This is a genomic window from Qipengyuania vesicularis, assembly GCF_019711415.1.
Taxonomy (GTDB): Bacteria; Pseudomonadota; Alphaproteobacteria; order Sphingomonadales; family Sphingomonadaceae; genus Qipengyuania; species Qipengyuania vesicularis.
The window spans coordinates 379,010-394,295 of the sequence record NZ_JAIGNJ010000001.1 but is presented as its reverse complement, the minus strand read 5'-3'; the positions used below and the strand labels follow the sequence as shown (position 1 = coordinate 394,295).

At 63.0% G+C, this 15,286-nt stretch carries 17 protein-coding genes and 1 tRNA gene; 6 read left to right on the top strand and 12 right to left on the bottom strand.

The features are described from left to right. Positions 1-3 precede the first annotated feature (3 nt). Positions 4-1,020, bottom strand: coding sequence for a polyprenyl synthetase family protein (locus tag K3146_RS02020; protein ID WP_221544533.1), 1,017 nt, complete (start codon positions 1,018-1,020; stop codon positions 4-6). Positions 1,021-1,087: 67 nt separating this feature from the next. On the opposite strand from K3146_RS02020, the gene K3146_RS02015 reads away from it, so the two are divergent. Further along, positions 1,088-1,402: a chorismate mutase gene (locus K3146_RS02015; protein WP_221544532.1), complete on the top strand. Its 315-nt coding sequence runs from the start codon at positions 1,088-1,090 to the stop codon at positions 1,400-1,402. 10 nt (positions 1,403-1,412) lie between these two features. On the opposite strand, the gene K3146_RS02010 is transcribed toward K3146_RS02015, so the two are convergent. The 5 genes from K3146_RS02010 to K3146_RS01990 all read right to left on the bottom strand — a co-directional run bounded on the left by K3146_RS02010 (position 1,413) and on the right by K3146_RS01990 (position 5,645). Then, entirely contained in the window at positions 1,413-2,300 is an 888-nt protein-coding gene (locus K3146_RS02010) for a hypothetical protein (protein ID WP_221545241.1), read from the bottom strand. A gap of 41 nt (positions 2,301-2,341) precedes the next feature. After that, positions 2,342-3,832 carry a sensor histidine kinase gene (locus tag K3146_RS02005; RefSeq protein ID WP_221544531.1) on the bottom strand — a complete coding sequence of 497 codons (1,491 nt, stop codon included), beginning with the start codon at positions 3,830-3,832 and terminating at the stop codon, positions 2,342-2,344. Further along, complete coding sequence (locus K3146_RS02000; RefSeq protein ID WP_221544530.1) at positions 3,780-4,460, bottom strand: response regulator transcription factor; 681 nt, start codon at positions 4,458-4,460, stop codon at positions 3,780-3,782. The genes K3146_RS02005 and K3146_RS02000 overlap by 53 nt, the downstream gene beginning before the upstream one ends. Before the next feature lie 85 nt (positions 4,461-4,545). After that, entirely contained in the window at positions 4,546-4,863 is a 318-nt protein-coding gene (locus tag K3146_RS01995) for a PepSY domain-containing protein (RefSeq protein WP_221544529.1), read from the bottom strand. A 62-nt stretch (positions 4,864-4,925) separates the two neighbouring features. Further along, positions 4,926-5,645 carry an SIMPL domain-containing protein gene (locus K3146_RS01990; RefSeq protein ID WP_221544528.1) on the bottom strand — a complete coding sequence of 240 codons (720 nt, stop codon included), beginning with the start codon at positions 5,643-5,645 and terminating at the stop codon, positions 4,926-4,928. Between the two features lie 129 nt (positions 5,646-5,774). On the opposite strand from K3146_RS01990, the gene K3146_RS01985 reads away from it, so the two are divergent. From K3146_RS01985 to K3146_RS01975, 3 genes are read left to right on the top strand one after another with little or no spacing between them, the layout of a single operon-like run. Continuing rightward, positions 5,775-7,334 carry an amidohydrolase family protein gene (locus tag K3146_RS01985; RefSeq protein WP_221544527.1) on the top strand — a complete coding sequence of 520 codons (1,560 nt, stop codon included), beginning with the start codon at positions 5,775-5,777 and terminating at the stop codon, positions 7,332-7,334. A gap of 42 nt (positions 7,335-7,376) precedes the next feature. Then, the gene (locus tag K3146_RS01980; protein ID WP_221544526.1) at positions 7,377-9,182 is read left to right on the top strand and encodes an ABC-F family ATP-binding cassette domain-containing protein; all 1,806 of its coding nucleotides are present in this window, start codon (positions 7,377-7,379) and stop codon (positions 9,180-9,182) included. After that, complete coding sequence (locus K3146_RS01975) at positions 9,179-9,757, top strand: uracil-DNA glycosylase family protein (RefSeq protein WP_247710984.1); 579 nt, start codon at positions 9,179-9,181, stop codon at positions 9,755-9,757. Before K3146_RS01980 ends, K3146_RS01975 begins: the two co-directional genes overlap by 4 nt. A gap of 4 nt (positions 9,758-9,761) precedes the next feature. Here the strand turns inward: K3146_RS01975 and K3146_RS01970 are convergent, their stop codons facing one another. Then, a complete protein-coding gene (locus K3146_RS01970; RefSeq protein ID WP_221544525.1) occupies positions 9,762-10,274 on the bottom strand; it encodes an SRPBCC family protein in 513 nt (170 codons plus the stop codon). A gap of 145 nt (positions 10,275-10,419) precedes the next feature. Continuing rightward, entirely contained in the window at positions 10,420-10,896 is a 477-nt protein-coding gene (locus K3146_RS01965) for a DUF6456 domain-containing protein (RefSeq protein WP_221544524.1), read from the bottom strand. A 90-nt stretch (positions 10,897-10,986) separates the two neighbouring features. Here K3146_RS01965 and K3146_RS01960 point away from each other — a divergent pair, with 90 nt between their 5' ends. Then, positions 10,987-11,559, top strand: coding sequence for a helix-turn-helix transcriptional regulator (locus K3146_RS01960; protein WP_221544523.1), 573 nt, complete (start codon positions 10,987-10,989; stop codon positions 11,557-11,559). Between the two features lie 18 nt (positions 11,560-11,577). Here K3146_RS01960 and secF read toward each other — a convergent pair whose 3' ends face one another. From secF to yajC, 3 genes are read right to left on the bottom strand one after another with little or no spacing between them, the layout of a single operon-like run. Then, positions 11,578-12,555, bottom strand: a complete 978-nt coding sequence (gene secF / locus K3146_RS01955; protein WP_221544522.1) for a protein translocase subunit SecF — start codon at positions 12,553-12,555, stop codon at positions 11,578-11,580. A 12-nt stretch (positions 12,556-12,567) separates the two neighbouring features. Then, positions 12,568-14,151, bottom strand: coding sequence for a protein translocase subunit SecD (gene secD, locus K3146_RS01950; RefSeq protein ID WP_221544521.1), 1,584 nt, complete (start codon positions 14,149-14,151; stop codon positions 12,568-12,570). Between the two features lie 26 nt (positions 14,152-14,177). Then, positions 14,178-14,501, bottom strand: a complete 324-nt coding sequence (gene yajC, locus K3146_RS01945) for a preprotein translocase subunit YajC (protein ID WP_221544520.1) — start codon at positions 14,499-14,501, stop codon at positions 14,178-14,180. 201 nt (positions 14,502-14,702) lie between these two features. Here yajC and K3146_RS01940 point away from each other — a divergent pair. Further along, positions 14,703-14,779, top strand: a tRNA-Pro gene (locus tag K3146_RS01940). Positions 14,780-14,829: 50 nt separating this feature from the next. Here K3146_RS01940 and K3146_RS01935 read toward each other — a convergent pair. Continuing rightward, positions 14,830-15,207, bottom strand: coding sequence for a hypothetical protein (locus tag K3146_RS01935; protein WP_221544519.1), 378 nt, complete (start codon positions 15,205-15,207; stop codon positions 14,830-14,832). Between the last annotated feature and the right edge of the window lie 79 nt (positions 15,208-15,286).

The following is a 15,286-nucleotide window of genomic DNA, read 5'->3' as shown; positions in this document are numbered from 1 at the left end:
CGCTCAGTAGCCCCGCGAAACCGCGAACAGCGCTGCCTGCGTCATGGCCTGTCGCGCCTTGCCATCAGGGAACATCGACAGCGCATCGATCGCCCGCTGCGCAAAGTGACGTGCGCGCGCCTTGGTGTCGGCAACGGCATTGTGGCTATCGATCAGGCTGATCGCCTCTTCGAGATCCTCGTCCGAAGTCCTGAACCCCGCGATGGCAGCCTTCCAGAATTCGCGTTCCTTCTCGTCACCGCGCGCATAGGCGAGAATGACCGGCAGGGTCATCTTGCCTTCGCGGAAATCGTCGCCGCGGTCCTTGCCCATCTCGGCGGCATTGGAATCGTAGTCGAGCGCGTCGTCGACCAGCTGGAAGGCGACGCCGAGGTTGCGGCCATACTCGTCGAGCGCTCGCTCCTCATCCTCGCTGCATTCGGCAACAACCGCCGCAATCCGGCTGGCCGCAGCGAACAGCGCCGCCGTCTTGGCACGGATGATGTGGAGGTAGCGTTCCTCGCTGGTGTCGATCTTGCGCTGGGCGGTGAGCTGGTCGACCTCGCCCTCGGCAATGATCGCACTGGCGCCCGAAAGGATCTTGAGGACCTTGAGGCTGCCATCCTCGGTCATCAGTTCGAAGCTGCGGCTGAACAGGAAATCGCCGACCAGCACCGTGGCGGGATTGCCGAAGATGATATTGGCCGCAGTCTTGCCGCGCCGCAGGTCGCTGCCATCGACGACATCATCATGCAGCAGCGTAGCGGTGTGGATGAACTCGACCGCGGCGGCCAGCTTGTGGTGGCGCGTCCCGCTGTATCCGACCAGTTCTGCCCCCGCGAGAGTTAGCATCGGGCGTAGCCGCTTGCCGCCACCCGATATCAGATGGCCTGCAAGCGCCGGAATGAGCGGCACTTCGCTCTGCATCCGGTCCAGAATGACCTGGTTGACCGCATTCATTCCTTGCGCCGTCAACGCGAGCATGGGCTCGATCGAGGCTTCGGGTGCCTTGCGCGGCAGGGGGACGACGTCTGCTGTCATTGCAGCTTGGCCATGTCCTGCCTAAGCTTTCTTGGCAAGGGAGCAATTGCCGCTAATCTGGCAAGCGATGACGCAAGAGGTGCAACAAACCGCGGGCGATGACGCCGTCCTGGCTGGCTTTCGCAAGAGTATCGACAATATCGATGCCGCGCTGGTCCATATGCTGGCGGAGCGTTTCCGGATCACCCAGGCGGTCGGCGCCTACAAGGCGAAGGTCACGCTTCCCCCCGCCGATCCGGCCCGCGAGGCCGAGCAGATTGCCCGGCTGCGGCGGCTGGCAGAGGAAAGCGAGCTAGACCCCGAGTTCAGCGAGAAATTCCTGCGCTTCATCATCGACGAGGTCATTCGCCACCACGAACAGGCGCAATCGACCGGCGGCTAGGCCGGGCCTGTCAATTGTCCTTGTCGGGCTTGCTGCGCGAGCGCAGTTGATCGCGTGCCTGCTGGCGGCGCTGGCTTGCCTGCGGCCGTTCGCGGCGCTGCTGGCTTTGCTGGCGACGTTCCTGGCGCTGCTGGCTCGGTGCGGGCGTGGCGGCAGGACGCGACACAGGTGCAGGAGCGGTGGCACGTTCGGTCCGGCGGTCGCGGCGCGCATCCGCTGCTGCGGCTCGCTGCTCTGCTGCGCGGGCTGCGGCCTCGCGCACGGCGGCATTTCCAAGGCCGTTCCCACGACGAGGTTGTTCGGACGTGCGAGCGTCGCGGCGCTGGTCGCGTGCGGTGCGGCGTTCCTCACGGGTATCGCGGCGCTGCTCACGTGCATCGCGGCGAACCTCGTCGGTCGCGCGGCGTTCCTCGCGGGCAGCACGGCGTGCCGCCTCGCGCACTACATTGTCTCCGAAGGATTCTTCGCGCCGATCGCGGCGTTCCGTCCGGCGGTCGCGACGATCGTCACGACGCGCTCCGCGCCGCTCGTCGCGGTAGTAGCCGTCATGGCCACGGCTGTAGCCGGCCCAGTTGTCGCGCAGTTCGCGCAGGCCGCTGCGGCGTTCGATCCAGTAGCGACGGTGATGGTCGTGCCAGCGATGACGATGACCGCGCCGGTCGTAGACGTAATAGCCGGTGCCGGGATAATAATACCCGTCATACCAGCCGTAGTAGTAGTCATCGTAATAGGGGTCGTAATAGTCGTCGTCGTAATAGCCGACGCCGACCGAGACGCCCGAATGGGCATAGGGGTCGTTCACGATAGTACACCCGGCGAGCCCGAGACCCGCAAGAGCGATCACGCCGGTCCGGATAGCGAATGGCGCCAGGCGCCCCTTGATGTTTTTCTCGTCCATGTATCGTGCTGTATCAGCGACGAATTGAACGATTAGTGAATTTAATTGCCGGGTCTCGGTAATCTTAGGGTCACTTGCAGGCCGCCGAGGTCCTCGCTTTCACCCAGTTCGACCTCGCCGGAGTAGATTTCGGCGACGTCTCGAACGATTGCCAGGCCGAGGCCCGTCCCGGGCTTTCCGGTGTCGAGCCGCGCACCGCGATCGAATATCCGGATGCGCTCGGCCTCGGGGATGCCTGCACCGTCATCTTCCACCCAGATGGTGCAGAATTCGCTGTCGGGTTCGGCATCGACCGTTACGAAGACACTTCCCCCGCCATATTTGGCCGCGTTCTCGATCAGATTGCCGAGGATTTCGTCGAGGTCCTGCCGTTCGATAGCGACAGCGGCCTGCTGGTTTCCATCCACATCGAAGCGCGTGTTCTCGTAGATCCGGGTGACGGCGCGCAGCACGCTCTGGGCGCTTGGCCAGACTTCGGCGCGGGCATGGCCCGTGGCGCGCCGGCCGACCGCCCTCGCCCGCGCGAGGTGGTGCTCGACATGGCGCTGCATCGTCTTGGTTTCACGGCAGACGAGGTCCGACAGCTTGGGATCATGCGCCGTTGCCGCATTGGTCAACACGGTTAGCGGGGTCTTCAGAGCATGAGCAAGGTTGCCGGCATGGGTGCGCGCCTCTTCGGCCTGTTTCTCGCTATGTGCGAGCAGCGCATTGATCTCGTCAACCAGCGGCTCCACCTCGAGCGGCAAAGGCTCCTCGATCCGGTTTGCACCCTCGGAGCGCATCGACTGGATCGCCGCCCGGACACGCCGCAGCGGCGAAAGACCGTAATAGCTTTGCAGCGCCGCCATGATCAGCAGGCCGAGGCCCAGCGCCACGAAACTCCAGACAAGGATCGAGCGAATGCGGGCGATCTGGAAATCGAGCTCCTCGCGCGCGGAGGCAACCACGAACGTCCAACGCGTATCGCTGTCCGGGAGGATTATGTCCCGCTCGACAATTCTCAGCGGCTCGTCGGCAAACTGCTCGCTATCGTAGAAATGCGGCTCGTCATCCTGGTGATCGCCTTCGACTTCGAGCGTGCGGTCCCACAGGCTGCGGCTAGGATAGGGATCCCTGCCAGGCCCGCTGATCTGCCAATAGACGCCGCTGTTGACCTCGAGAAACCGCTGGTCGCCGAGCGAGCGGTAGAAACGCACATCGCCCCAGTCGTCGACCTCGGCCGAGGCGATCAGCGCGGTCAGCACATATTCGAGCTGGTCGTCGAAATTGCTTTGCACCTGCCGGGTGAGCGCGCGTTCGAGAGCGAAACCACCGCCGAGCAACAGCAGCGTTATCCAGATGGCGGCAATCGCCATCATGCGCTTGGCAAGGCTGCGCTGTGGCGCGGGCGGTGTCTGCAGCGTTACGGGATCGGCGGCAGGCGCAGAAGTTTCCGCGAGGGAAGAACCCGCCGCCGTCCGCGCCCCGGTCGCACCCTCTTCAGGATGCGCGAGGCTGGTCGGCGGGGTCGTCGAGGCTGTAACCGAGTCCACGGATCGTTGTGATTACCTCTGCACCCAGCTTCTTGCGGATGCGCGTAACGAAGACCTCGATCGTATTCGAATCGCGGTCGAAATCCTGATCGTAAATGTGTTCGATCAGTTCGGTGCGGCTGACCACCTTGCCCTTGTGGTGCATGAGGTAGCTCAGCAGCTTGTATTCCTGCGCGGTCAGCTTGACCGGCTCGCCCTTCAGCGTGACGCGGCCCGAACGCGTGTCGAGACGCACGTCGCCAGCCGTCAGCTCGCTTGAGGTATTGCCCGAAGCACGGCGGATGAGCGCGCGCAGGCGGGCGATCAGTTCTTCGGTCTGGAATGGCTTGGCGAGGTAATCGTCCGCGCCCGCATCGAGGCCGGCGACCTTGTCGGACCAGCTGTCGCGCGCGGTGAGGACGAGGACGGGGAACTTGCGCCCCTCCTTGCGCCACATGCCGAGCACGGTCAGCCCATCAATCTCAGGCAGGCCGAGGTCGAGGATCACCGCGTCGTAATCTTCGGTGGAGCCGAGGAAATGCCCGTCCTCGCCATCGGTCGAAAGATCGACTGCATAGCCGTTCTGTTCGAGCGTATTCTTCAGCTGCTGGCCGAGCGTCGGCTCGTCCTCGACGATCAGGATCCTCATGAATTTCCATCCTCGCTAATATTCTTGCGCGTTTCGTTCATGTACATGAACGCGTCAAGTTTGCCGAGGTTTCTAATGGCGGAAATCAGCGGCTCCGGCGCAGGATGCGGCCGGTGCGCGCGTCGACATCGACATATAGGACCTTGCCGTTCTTGATGAACTTCAAGCGGTAAGCCATCGCGGTCGAATCATAGTCGAAGCCGAGATATTCGGCATCGCCCATCATCGGGAGCACGCGGTTCTCGATATCGCGGGCGCGCAGGATATTGCCGGCACGCATCTCCTTGCGCGCCTCGCCCTGGTCGGAGCGACGCTGCGCTTCTGCCGAGGCCGCACCAATGGTCGCGGCAATCGGCCCGGCGATCAGGCCGAAGGCAAGCAGGGAGGCGAGAACCTGTTTCATAGTGCCCGTCTTACTAGGCATGGAGCATTGAACAAGGTGTGAATGTGGACGTTCACACCCGTTCAGCGAACCATCTCGTATTTGACCGTAATCATGACTCCGGTGCCCACCTCGCCCGGCTCGATCGGCGTCGCGGCGTCCATGGCCGATTCCATCCGCGAGGCGGTGACCATGATCGGGCGCGGCCCGTAGGATTGGAAGCTTTCCGATACTTCGAGCAGCCGCACGCCGGAATAGCCAGCCATGCGGGCGTAGTTCTCGGCCATGGCCTTGCCGCTGGCAAAGGCGGCGCTACGCGCTTCCGCCTTGGCGGATTGGTCATCCTCCAGCATGAAATTGGGGCCGTGAATATTGTTCGCTCCCGCTGCTACAAGGGCATCGAGCACTTCGCCCGCTCGCTTGAGGTCGCGTAGTTTCACATTGACCTGGTTGTGCACGGTGTAACCCGAGAACGTCTGTTCGCCCGTTTGCGGATTGTGACGGTAATCGGGATTGAGGTTGAAGTTCGACGTCTGGATATCGCGCCGGTCGATGCCTAGCGCCCGCATCCGTTCGACCAACCGCTCCATTGCCTGCGCGTTCTGCTGAACTGCTGCCTGCGCAGTCGGTGCGCGCGTGATCACACCTGCGCCGATTTGTGCGACGTCGGGAGCGGAATGCACGATTTCCTGGACATTCAGCTCCACTACCGGACCTTCGGCAGCAATCTGGACCTCGGCCGCCTGTACGCTCATCGGCATGGCAACAGTCAGCAGCAGGGCGGGAACGGCAAAACGGAACATGGGCGATTCTCCTCTGATCGGAGACAGTTTCCGACCGCTCGCTTTACGCCTCGCTGAACGAATGGGTCCCGGATTGCGCTTTCGTCGCAAGCATTTGCGCGTTAGCACGGACCCAAACGGAGGGGCGGAATGATCAGGACACTCACAATCGGATTGGTCGCCTTGGTCACTTTCGCAGCCGCCGCTGTCTCGGCGCAGATGCAACCCGTCCCCGCTCGAAGCGAGGGCGAAGGTCCATATGAGACGCTGATCATCTCCGGCGCGACGATGGTGGAAGGATCGGGCGCACCGCCGATGGGCCCGGTCGATATCGTCGTCGAAGGTAACCGCATCGCGGCGATCCACGGGGGTCGCGCACCTGACGAAATGCGCGCAAGAGCCGCGCGGATCATCGATGCGACCGGAATGACCGTGATGCCCGGCTTCGTCGATACCCACGGCCACAATGGCGATCCGATGAAGGCAGCACAGCCATCCTATGGCTACAAGCTGTGGCTCGCTCATGGTGTGACCAGCGTTCGCGGCGTTGCATTCTACTGGGGACCCGGCCAGCCGGACCTCACCGACACGCAGCGCAGCGCGGACAACACGATCACCGCGCCCCGACTGTTTCCTTACGCAGCGATGGGCGACAAATGGGATGGCGGCGCAATCGACAGCGAGGCCAAGGCACGCGCATGGGTCCGCTGGGCGAAGGCGCAGGGTTTCTGGGGCATCAAGTTCTTCAATTCTCTCGAACCGGCCATACTCGAAGCCGCGCTCGACGAGGCGGAGAAGCAGGGCCTCGGCACGGTCGCCCACCTCGCACAGCCCGGGGTGCAACGGGTAAATGCGGCCAAGGCGGTAGAGCTTGGCATGGACGGGATCACCCATTTCTACGGCCATTTCGAAAGCCTGCTCGAAGCGGCCGCGTTGCCGAAATATCCGCAGGGCTACAATTATTTCGACGAGCAATCGCGTTTCGGCTGGGTTGCACGGCTTGCTGACCAGGTGGTCGAGCCGGGCAGCGAAGAATGGGACGAGTATATCGATCATCTCGTCGAAAGCGGCGTGACGCTCAGCCCCACCTTCAATATCTATTCCGCCAGCCGCGATGTGATGGCGGCCAAGACCCGTGACTGGCACGAGCGATATACCCTGCCGAGCCTCATGGATTTCTACGCCCCCAGCGCGACCAATCACGGCAGCTACTACAAGGACTGGTCGACGGAGGACGAAGTCGCCTGGCGCAAATTCTACCGTTACTGGTTCGACCTGACGAAGGAATTTCACCGGCGCGGCGGCCGCGTTACGGCGGGCAGCGATCCGGGCTATATCTACCAGACCTGGGGCTTCGCCTATGTCGGAGAGTTGGAGATGCTTCGCGAAGCGGGACTGGAACCGCTCGAGGTGATCCGAGCCGCCACGATTGCCGGGGCCGAGGAGATTTACGAGGCGCGAGGCGAAATCGCGCCGATGGGCACGATCCAGGTCGGCAAACTTGCCGATCTCGTCATCGTGCCGGGCAATCCGCTCGACAACCTGAAGCTGCTCTACGGCACTGGCCATACCCGGCTGAACTACGAGACCGGCGCAATCGAACAGGTCGGCGGCGTGCGCTGGACCATCAAGGACGGCATCGTCTACGACGCGCCTGCGCTGCTTGAGGATGTCGCACGCATGGTCGAGGCACAAAAAGCAGCGCGCTAAGCGCTTGCGAGAACGGGGCGGCGCGACTACCTCGCGCGGCCTATGGCACAGCCCCCCATCCTCAGCCTCGAAGGCATGGCCCTGCAGCAGGGCGGCAAGTGGCTGTTCGGCGGGCCGGACCACGAACCGCTCAACCTGCATATCGGCCAGCGCGACAGGCTCGCGCTGATCGGCCGCAATGGCGTCGGCAAGACCACGCTTTTCCGCATGATCGACGGGCAGATCGAAACCGACGCGGGCACGCGCAAGGTCAAGCCGCACGCCAAGATCGTCCTGCTCGAACAGGACCCTGACCTTTCCGGGTTTGCAACCCTCATGGACTGGGCGCTGGCAGGCGAACACGCCCCGCAGGAGCACGAAATTGAAGCGATTGCCGGTCAGCTCGGCATCGATCTGAGCCGCGAGACAAAGGGCGCCAGTGGGGGCGAGAGGCGGCGCGCAGCCATCGCCCGCGCGCTGGCGCAGGAACCCGACCTCCTGCTTATGGACGAGCCGACCAACCACCTCGACCTTGGCGCGATCGACTGGCTGGAGGGCTGGCTCGAGCGGTACAAGGGCGCCTTCGTCGTCATCAGCCACGACCGGACTTTCCTCAAGCGCCTGACCCGCGCGACCATCTGGCTCGACCGCGGAAACCTGCGCCGCAAGGAAGTCGGCTTTGGCGGCTACGAGGCGTGGGAAGAACAGGTCTATGCCGAGGAAGCGCGCGCGGCGGAGAAGCTCGACGCGAAGCTGAAGATCGAGGCGCACTGGCTCGAACGCGGCGTGACCGCACGGCGCAAGCGCAACCAGGGGCGCCTCGAAAAGCTCTGGCAGATGCGCGCCCAGCGGGCCTCGATGATTTCGGCAGGCGGAACGGCCAAGCTGAAGCTTGCGACCGAGGAGGACTTCAAGTCCAAGTCCGTCATCGTCGCCGACAAGATCACCAAGGGCTACGGCGACCGCACGATCATCAAGCCCTTTTCGCTGCGCATCCAGCGCGGCGACCGGATCGGCATCGTCGGCGCGAATGGTGCGGGCAAGACGACGCTGCTCAAGATGCTCACCGGCGAGCTTGAACCTGACAGCGGCACGGTGGACATCGCCAAGACGCTGACCGGCGTGATGATCGACCAGCAGCGCCAGCTCCTCACCGCCGACAAGACCGTGCGGCAGGTATTGGCCGAGGGCGGCGACTGGCTCGACGTGCGCGGCAACCGGAAGCACGTGCAGGCCTATCTCAAGGACTTCCTCTTCGATCCGAAGATCGTCGACATGAAGGTCGCCGTGCTGTCGGGCGGCGAACGCTCGCGGCTCCTGCTGGCGCGCGAATTTGCCAAGGCCTCCAACCTCCTCGTGCTCGACGAGCCGACCAACGATCTCGACCTTGAAACGCTCGACCTGCTGCAGGAAGTGATCGCTGACTACGAAGGCACGGTCCTGATCGTAAGCCACGACCGCGACTTCCTCGACCGGACGGTGACGATCACGCTCGGCCTCGACGGTACGGGCAAGGTCGACGTCGTGGCAGGCGGCTACGAGGACTGGGAGAAGAAGCGGCAGAAGCCCGTCGTTGGCAAGACCAGAACCGAGAAGCCCGGCGAGAAGCCCGCCCCCCCTCCTCCGCCGTCGAGGCCGACCAAGCTCTCCTACAAGGACCAGCGCGATTACGAGCTGCTGCCTGCGCGGATCGAGGAACTGGAAGCGGCCATCGCGCGCGGCGAGGAAATTCTCGCCGACCCCGACCTCTACACCGCCGACCCACAGCGCTTCGCCAACGTCTCCAAGGGCATCGAGAATGCGCGCTCCGAAAAGGACGCGGCCGAGGAGCGCTGGCTGGAGCTCGCCGAGCAGGTCGAGGCGCTTTGAGCCACGAAGCGCTCGCCAGTGAAATCGCGGGCTGCCGCATCTGCGCGGCCCACCTGCCCCACGGCGTGCGGCCCGTGACGAGTTTCTCCCCCACCGCGCGGCTGCTCATCATCGGACAGGCACCCGGATCGAAGGTCCACGAGACAGGCATACCCTGGGACGATGCGAGCGGCGACCGCCTGCGCGAATGGACGGGCCTCGCCAAGTACCAGATGTACGACCCAGCCCGCGTCGCATTGGTCCCGATGGGCTTCTGCTATCCCGGCAAGGCCAGCGGAGGCGACAAGCCGCCACGTCCCGAATGCGCCCCGCAATGGCATGACCGGGTGTTGGAAATGCTGCCTAAGGACCGGCTCACGCTGCTCGTCGGAACCTATGCGCAGGCCCACTACCTCCCCCATGCCCGCAAGCTCTCGATGACCGAGCGCGTACGACATTTTCGCGATTTCCTGCCGCACTTCCTGCCGCTGCCCCACCCCGCATGGCGCAGCGCGATCTGGATGAAACAGAACCCCTGGTTCGAGGCCGAAGTACTACCCGAACTGCGCGAGTGTGTGAGAGCGCGCGTCGCCTAACCGGTTAGCCGGCCTGCTGGCGCTCGTAATCGAGGACTTCTTCGATACTGCCTTCGGCATGCAGTTTCATTTTCCCTATCGCGTTTTGCAACGACAAGGTCAGTAATTCGATCTCGCGATCATATTCGCGCATCGTGAGCCCCGGCCTCAGTTCCGCGGACATGGTCATGGCGACGATACAGCCACCGTTCTCGTCTGGCTCGATCTGATAGGATTCCTCGCTGCGGACCAGATTGCCCACTCCCTCGGGCATGACGATAGAGTAGGCATAGCGGCCGGGCGGTTCGGATTTCTGCACGGTGATCGGAAATTCGAGATCCGGCATGAAATTCATTACGAGAACAAACTCGCCGTCGCCCGTTTCTCGCACTTCGTGGCCGAGCTGGCGCTTCGCATTCGCGGGATCGGAGAAATCCGCAAGCGCGAAGAAACGCTCGGGCGTCGCATTGACGGGTGTGACAGCTGCCAGTTGGATCGGCTCCTGCGGCGCCATCTTCTTCTTGAACCATCCGAACATGAAAAGCCCCCTATTGCCATCGATCCAATAGCAGGAAGCATCTAGCAATCGGTAAATGTCGCGCGTCTTTGAAGATGAGGCCGGGCGGATACCCCTGCCTGCAATCCAACAGGATGGAACACATGGAACACGGTCCAAGGGCAATTCACCTGATCCGGTAGAAATCGGCCACCCGGTCGAGCGCCAGCTTGAGCACCAGCTTGCCGCTGCGTGTAGGCCACCCCAGCCCCTTCTCTGCATCAGGCAGTGCCTCGCAACCGCATGCGACACGCCACAGGATGTCCTTCAGCCCCGCTCCTGCCTCGGTCATCGCGCCGTCGAAGCGAGCCTTCGCCGCAAGCTGGCGTTCGGATGGCGTCAATCCGTCACCGGCCCCGCCCCCATCCACGCGCACCGGGTCCCACCGCATGGTGACAGAAGGCGATAGTTGTGTACGCTCGTAGTCTGCACGCAGCCGCTCGCCCGCATCGAACTGCCGGTCGTCGAGATGTCCGCGCGAATGCAGCCACGTCAAAGGCGACTCTCCGACATTCACCGTTACGGTTCGCTGCCTGCCCTTTGCAGAACCATCACGCTTAGGTCCTACTTCCGTCAGTTCGCGTTCGACCAATTCCCTCTGCATGCCAGCCTCCTTGTTGTGGATAGCGGACTTGCAATCTTGCGGTTCATGTAGGAAAGAGAAAACACCATTTTGGTTATGAGGGCCGGAACCGTGATCAACCGCATCCGCGATATTCGCAAGGAAATGGGCATGACGCTTGCCGACCTGGCAGCCGCCTGCACTCCTCCCACCACGCCGCAGACCGTCGGGCGGCTAGAAACGGGCATGCGGAACTTGTCGCTCAAATGGATGGAGCGGATCGGCGCGGCGCTTGGTGTCGAGCCCGAAGTACTTGTGCGCTCCGAAGACGTAGGGCATCCGCAGGTAATCGCCAGCCTCGGGCAGGCGGGCCCCGAAGCGCTCGGCAAGACGCGCGACGCGATCCTTGCCACCGACCTCGGCAGCGAAGGAACGCTGGTGGTTCTCACCGTCGACTACCCCCACGGCGAATACCGACCTGGCGACCAGCTTTGGCTGCGCCAGATCGATCCCGAGGATGCGGGACGTGCGGTCAATCGCGATGTGCTTATACCCCGCCCCGGCGGACGCTTCGCCTTTGGACGTCTGATAGATCGCCAGGGCAGCCTCGTCGGCATCCTGCCCCCTGGTCACGGTGAGAAGCAGCAGGTCGTGGACAGCCCTGCCTGGATCGGTGTTGCGGAAATGCTTGTCCGCCGCCTCTAGCGACGGCGGACCGATCTACTAGACCTCGCCGCGCAGCTTCTTTTCCTGCCGGTCGGCTACGGTCTCTTCGGGCACGAAGCTGTTCGAATTCACGCCCATCCAGATCAGCAGCGGCGCCGCCATGTAGACCGAGGAATAGGTGCCGACGAACAGGCCAAGCACGATCGCCGCAGTGAGGCCGAAGAGGCTGGCCGGACCGAAGAACAGCAGCGGCAAGAGCGCCACCAGCAGCGTCAACGAAGTCATCACGGTACGCGCCAGCGTCTCGTTGACCGACAGGTCGAGCAGCTCGGGCAAGGGCATCTTGCGGTACTTCTTCAGGTTCTCGCGGATGCGGTCGTAGACGACGATCGTATCGTTCAGCGAATAGCCGATGATGGCCAGGATTGCGGCGATGATCTGCAGGCTGAATTCGAGCTGGAACAGCGCGAACATGCCAAGCGTCAACGAGACGTCGTGGAACAGAGCGAACAGTGCGCCCACGCCGAACTGCCATTCGAAGCGGATCCAGATGTAGAGCGCCACCGCCAGCATCGCCGCGACAAGCGCGAAGACCGCATCCTCGCGGAATTCGCCGGACACCTTGCCCGAGACGTTGTCGTTCCCGTCGATGCGGATATCGGAATAGTTGGTCCGGAGCTCATCGATCACCGCATCGGCTGCCGCCTGCGCGGCGTCCTTGTCGGCCGAAACCTCGTCAGGAAGGCGCACGCGGATCGAGACCTGATTATCCTCCCCGAAGCGCTGGACGACAGGGCTGCCATAGCCCAGCCCTTCGATATCGGTGCGCAGCTGCGCGATCGGCGCATCCGTGCTCTCGGTAAAGGTCGCGCGAACTTCGAGGCCGCCGGCGAAGTCGACACCGTAGTTTAGGCCCTTGGAATAGACCAGCGCCCAGCTTGCCGCGATCAGCAGGATGCTGACGACGAAGAAGGGCACACGCCACTTGAGGAATTTGATATTAGTGTCGTCGGGGACGAGCTTGAGAAGTTTCATCGTCCGCCCTCCTTAAAGATTCAGATCCGCCGGCCGCGCCTTGCGCAGCCAGCCCGCAACCCACATCCGCGTCAGCGGCAGGGCAGTGAAGACCGAGGTAAACAGGCCGACCACCAGAACCACGGCAAAGCCCTTGATGGGTCCCGAGCCGAAGTTGAAAAGCAGTACGCCGGCAATGAAGTTGGTGACGTTGGCGTCGTAAATCGCGCGGCTGGCTTCCTTGTAGCCATTCTCGACCGCGGCAATCACACGGCGGCCTCGCTTTCGCTCCTCGCGGATACGCTCGTTGATCAGCACGTTAGCATCGACCGCAGCGCCAATCGTCAGCACGAAGCCCGCAATACCTGGCAATGTCAGTGTGGCGTTGAGCGCCGCCATGATGCCGAGCAACATCATCACGTTGATGAACAGTGCCACCGTCGCATAGATACCGAACCGCCCGTAGGAAACGATCATCAGCACCATCACGAGCAGCGTGCCGATGCCCATGGCGAGCAGGCCCTGCTTGATCGAGTCGGCACCGAGATCGGGCCCGACCGTGCGTTCCTCGACCACCGACAGGTCAACCGGCAGCGCACCCGAGCGCAGCTGGATGGCGAGTTCGTTGGCGCTTTCGACCGTGAATGTGCCCGAAATCTGGGACTGACCGTTCACAATCGGCTCCTGCATGACTGGCGCGGATATGACCTCGCCATCGAGGATGATCGCGAACTGGCGACCCGTGTATCTGGTCGTCATCACGCGGAAACGCCGGCCGCCGTCGGGATTGAAGGTGATCGAGACAACCGGCTCGTTGGTCTGGCTGTCGAAAGTCTGCACGGCTCCTGTGAGCGTATCGCCGTCGATACCGCCCAGACGCCGGACCACGACCCCACCCGGCCCGTCGGCATAGGGAACGACTTCACCGCCGGATACGAAGCCGCGATCGACCTCTTCCTGCGTGGCACCGCGTTCGACCAGCTTGAATTCGAGCTTGGCGGTCTTACCGAGCAATTCCTTGAGCTGTTCCGGATCCTGCAGGCCAGGCACCTGGACCACAATACGGGTATCGCCCTGGCGCAGGATGGTCGGTTCGCGCGTGCCGAGTTCGTCGACGCGGATGCCGATGGTGCGCAGCGCCCCTTCCATCGCCCCATCGACGGCATTGTCGAGACCCGCCTGTGTCGGTGTGAGGACGAAGCGCTGGCCATCGACCACCTGCAAGTCCCATTCGCGGACCGGGCCGGTGCCGTTCATCAGGCCTTCGATTTCGGCGCGGGCGCGATCCACCTCGGACGCTTCGTCGAGGAAGAAGCTGAGCTGGCCATTCTCGGTCGATACATCGCCAATGCGAATACGCGGTTCGGCGCGGCGTAGAGCACTGCGCACGCCTTCTTCCATGTCTTCCAGCCGCTTGGCCGCGACCTGCGAAGCCTCTGCTTCGAGCAGGATATGACTGCCGCCGGCAAGGTCGAGACCGAGGTTGACCGTCGGGTTGGGAAGTTGCTCGGGCCAGTCGTTATTGGTCAGCGAGGCGATCGAGGGGAGTGCTGCAAGCACGCCCAATATGGCGATGCCCCAGAGCATGACCTTCTTCCAGGTCGGGAATTCCAGCATGGCTGCGCCTTATCCTTTCGCGCGGATCAGTCGTTGGCCGCAGCGGCCTTGCCGCTGAGCACTTCGCCGATGGTGTTCTTGACCGCGCGGACCTTCATGCCCTTGGCAAGTTCGAGCTCGACGAACTGGTCTTCGACCTTGGTGATCTTGCCGACGAGACCGCCGGCAGTGACCACCTCGTCACCCTTCTTCAGCCCTGCGACCTTTTCCTGGTGTGCCTTCTGCTGACGCAGCTGCGGGCGGATCATCAGGAACCAGAAGACCGCAAAGATAGCGACCCAGGGCAGGATCTGCAGCCAGATGGGCGGCTGGGCTGCGGCGGTACCGGCGGCGGCAAGAAGGGTGATCATCGAAGGAGAGCCTGTCGTAAATAGGTGTGTCTGGTTACGGTGAGTTGGGGCGTGTTGGGCAAGGTTCAAGCCTGCCTGTAACCCCTCCCGCCGATTGGTGGCGCGCGGTTAGCAGCAATGCGGTTGGCTGGCAACGAATTGGGCGTGAAGAGGTGTTGCCATGTCGAATGGCCCCGCCTATAGGGCCGCCTCCACTGGTTTCGGGATGTAGCGCAGCCTGGTAGCGCACCATACTGGGGGTGTGGGGGTCGCTGGTTCGAATCCAGTCATCCCGACCAGTGGTTTTCCTTCCCAATCGCCGCCATCACAAGCGGTCGGCCTGCTTGGGTCATTCCTCGGCGGGGAAGCCGAACCGCTCGAGCAATTCAGCGCGCGTTGCGACCTCGGGCTCCGGCCCTCCAGCCATGCGGATTTCCTGGCGATAGACACCGGGAGCGATTTCACGCCACCAGGGCATGTCGACCGGGCCGTTGTATTGCTCGAGATAGAGCAGATAGGCATCGAGCGTCGCGAATGTCCTGCCTCTGGCAAAGGGCAGGCTGGCCACTCCTTTCGGTTTGTCCGCGGTCATGTCGTCACCCGGTTCTTGCTGCACCTTATCGATCTCCTGGGCATCATCCGCCGGCAGCCCTTCCCCCTCTGCTGCCGCGCAAGCCGACTGCGGGAGAGCAAGAGCCATGGCAAGGATCGACAGATTCGAACGCATTGAGAATGTTCCCGATTTGCTCGCAGGGCAGGGCCATCATTCATCTGATGGCCAAATTTTGGACAATATACCTAACGAC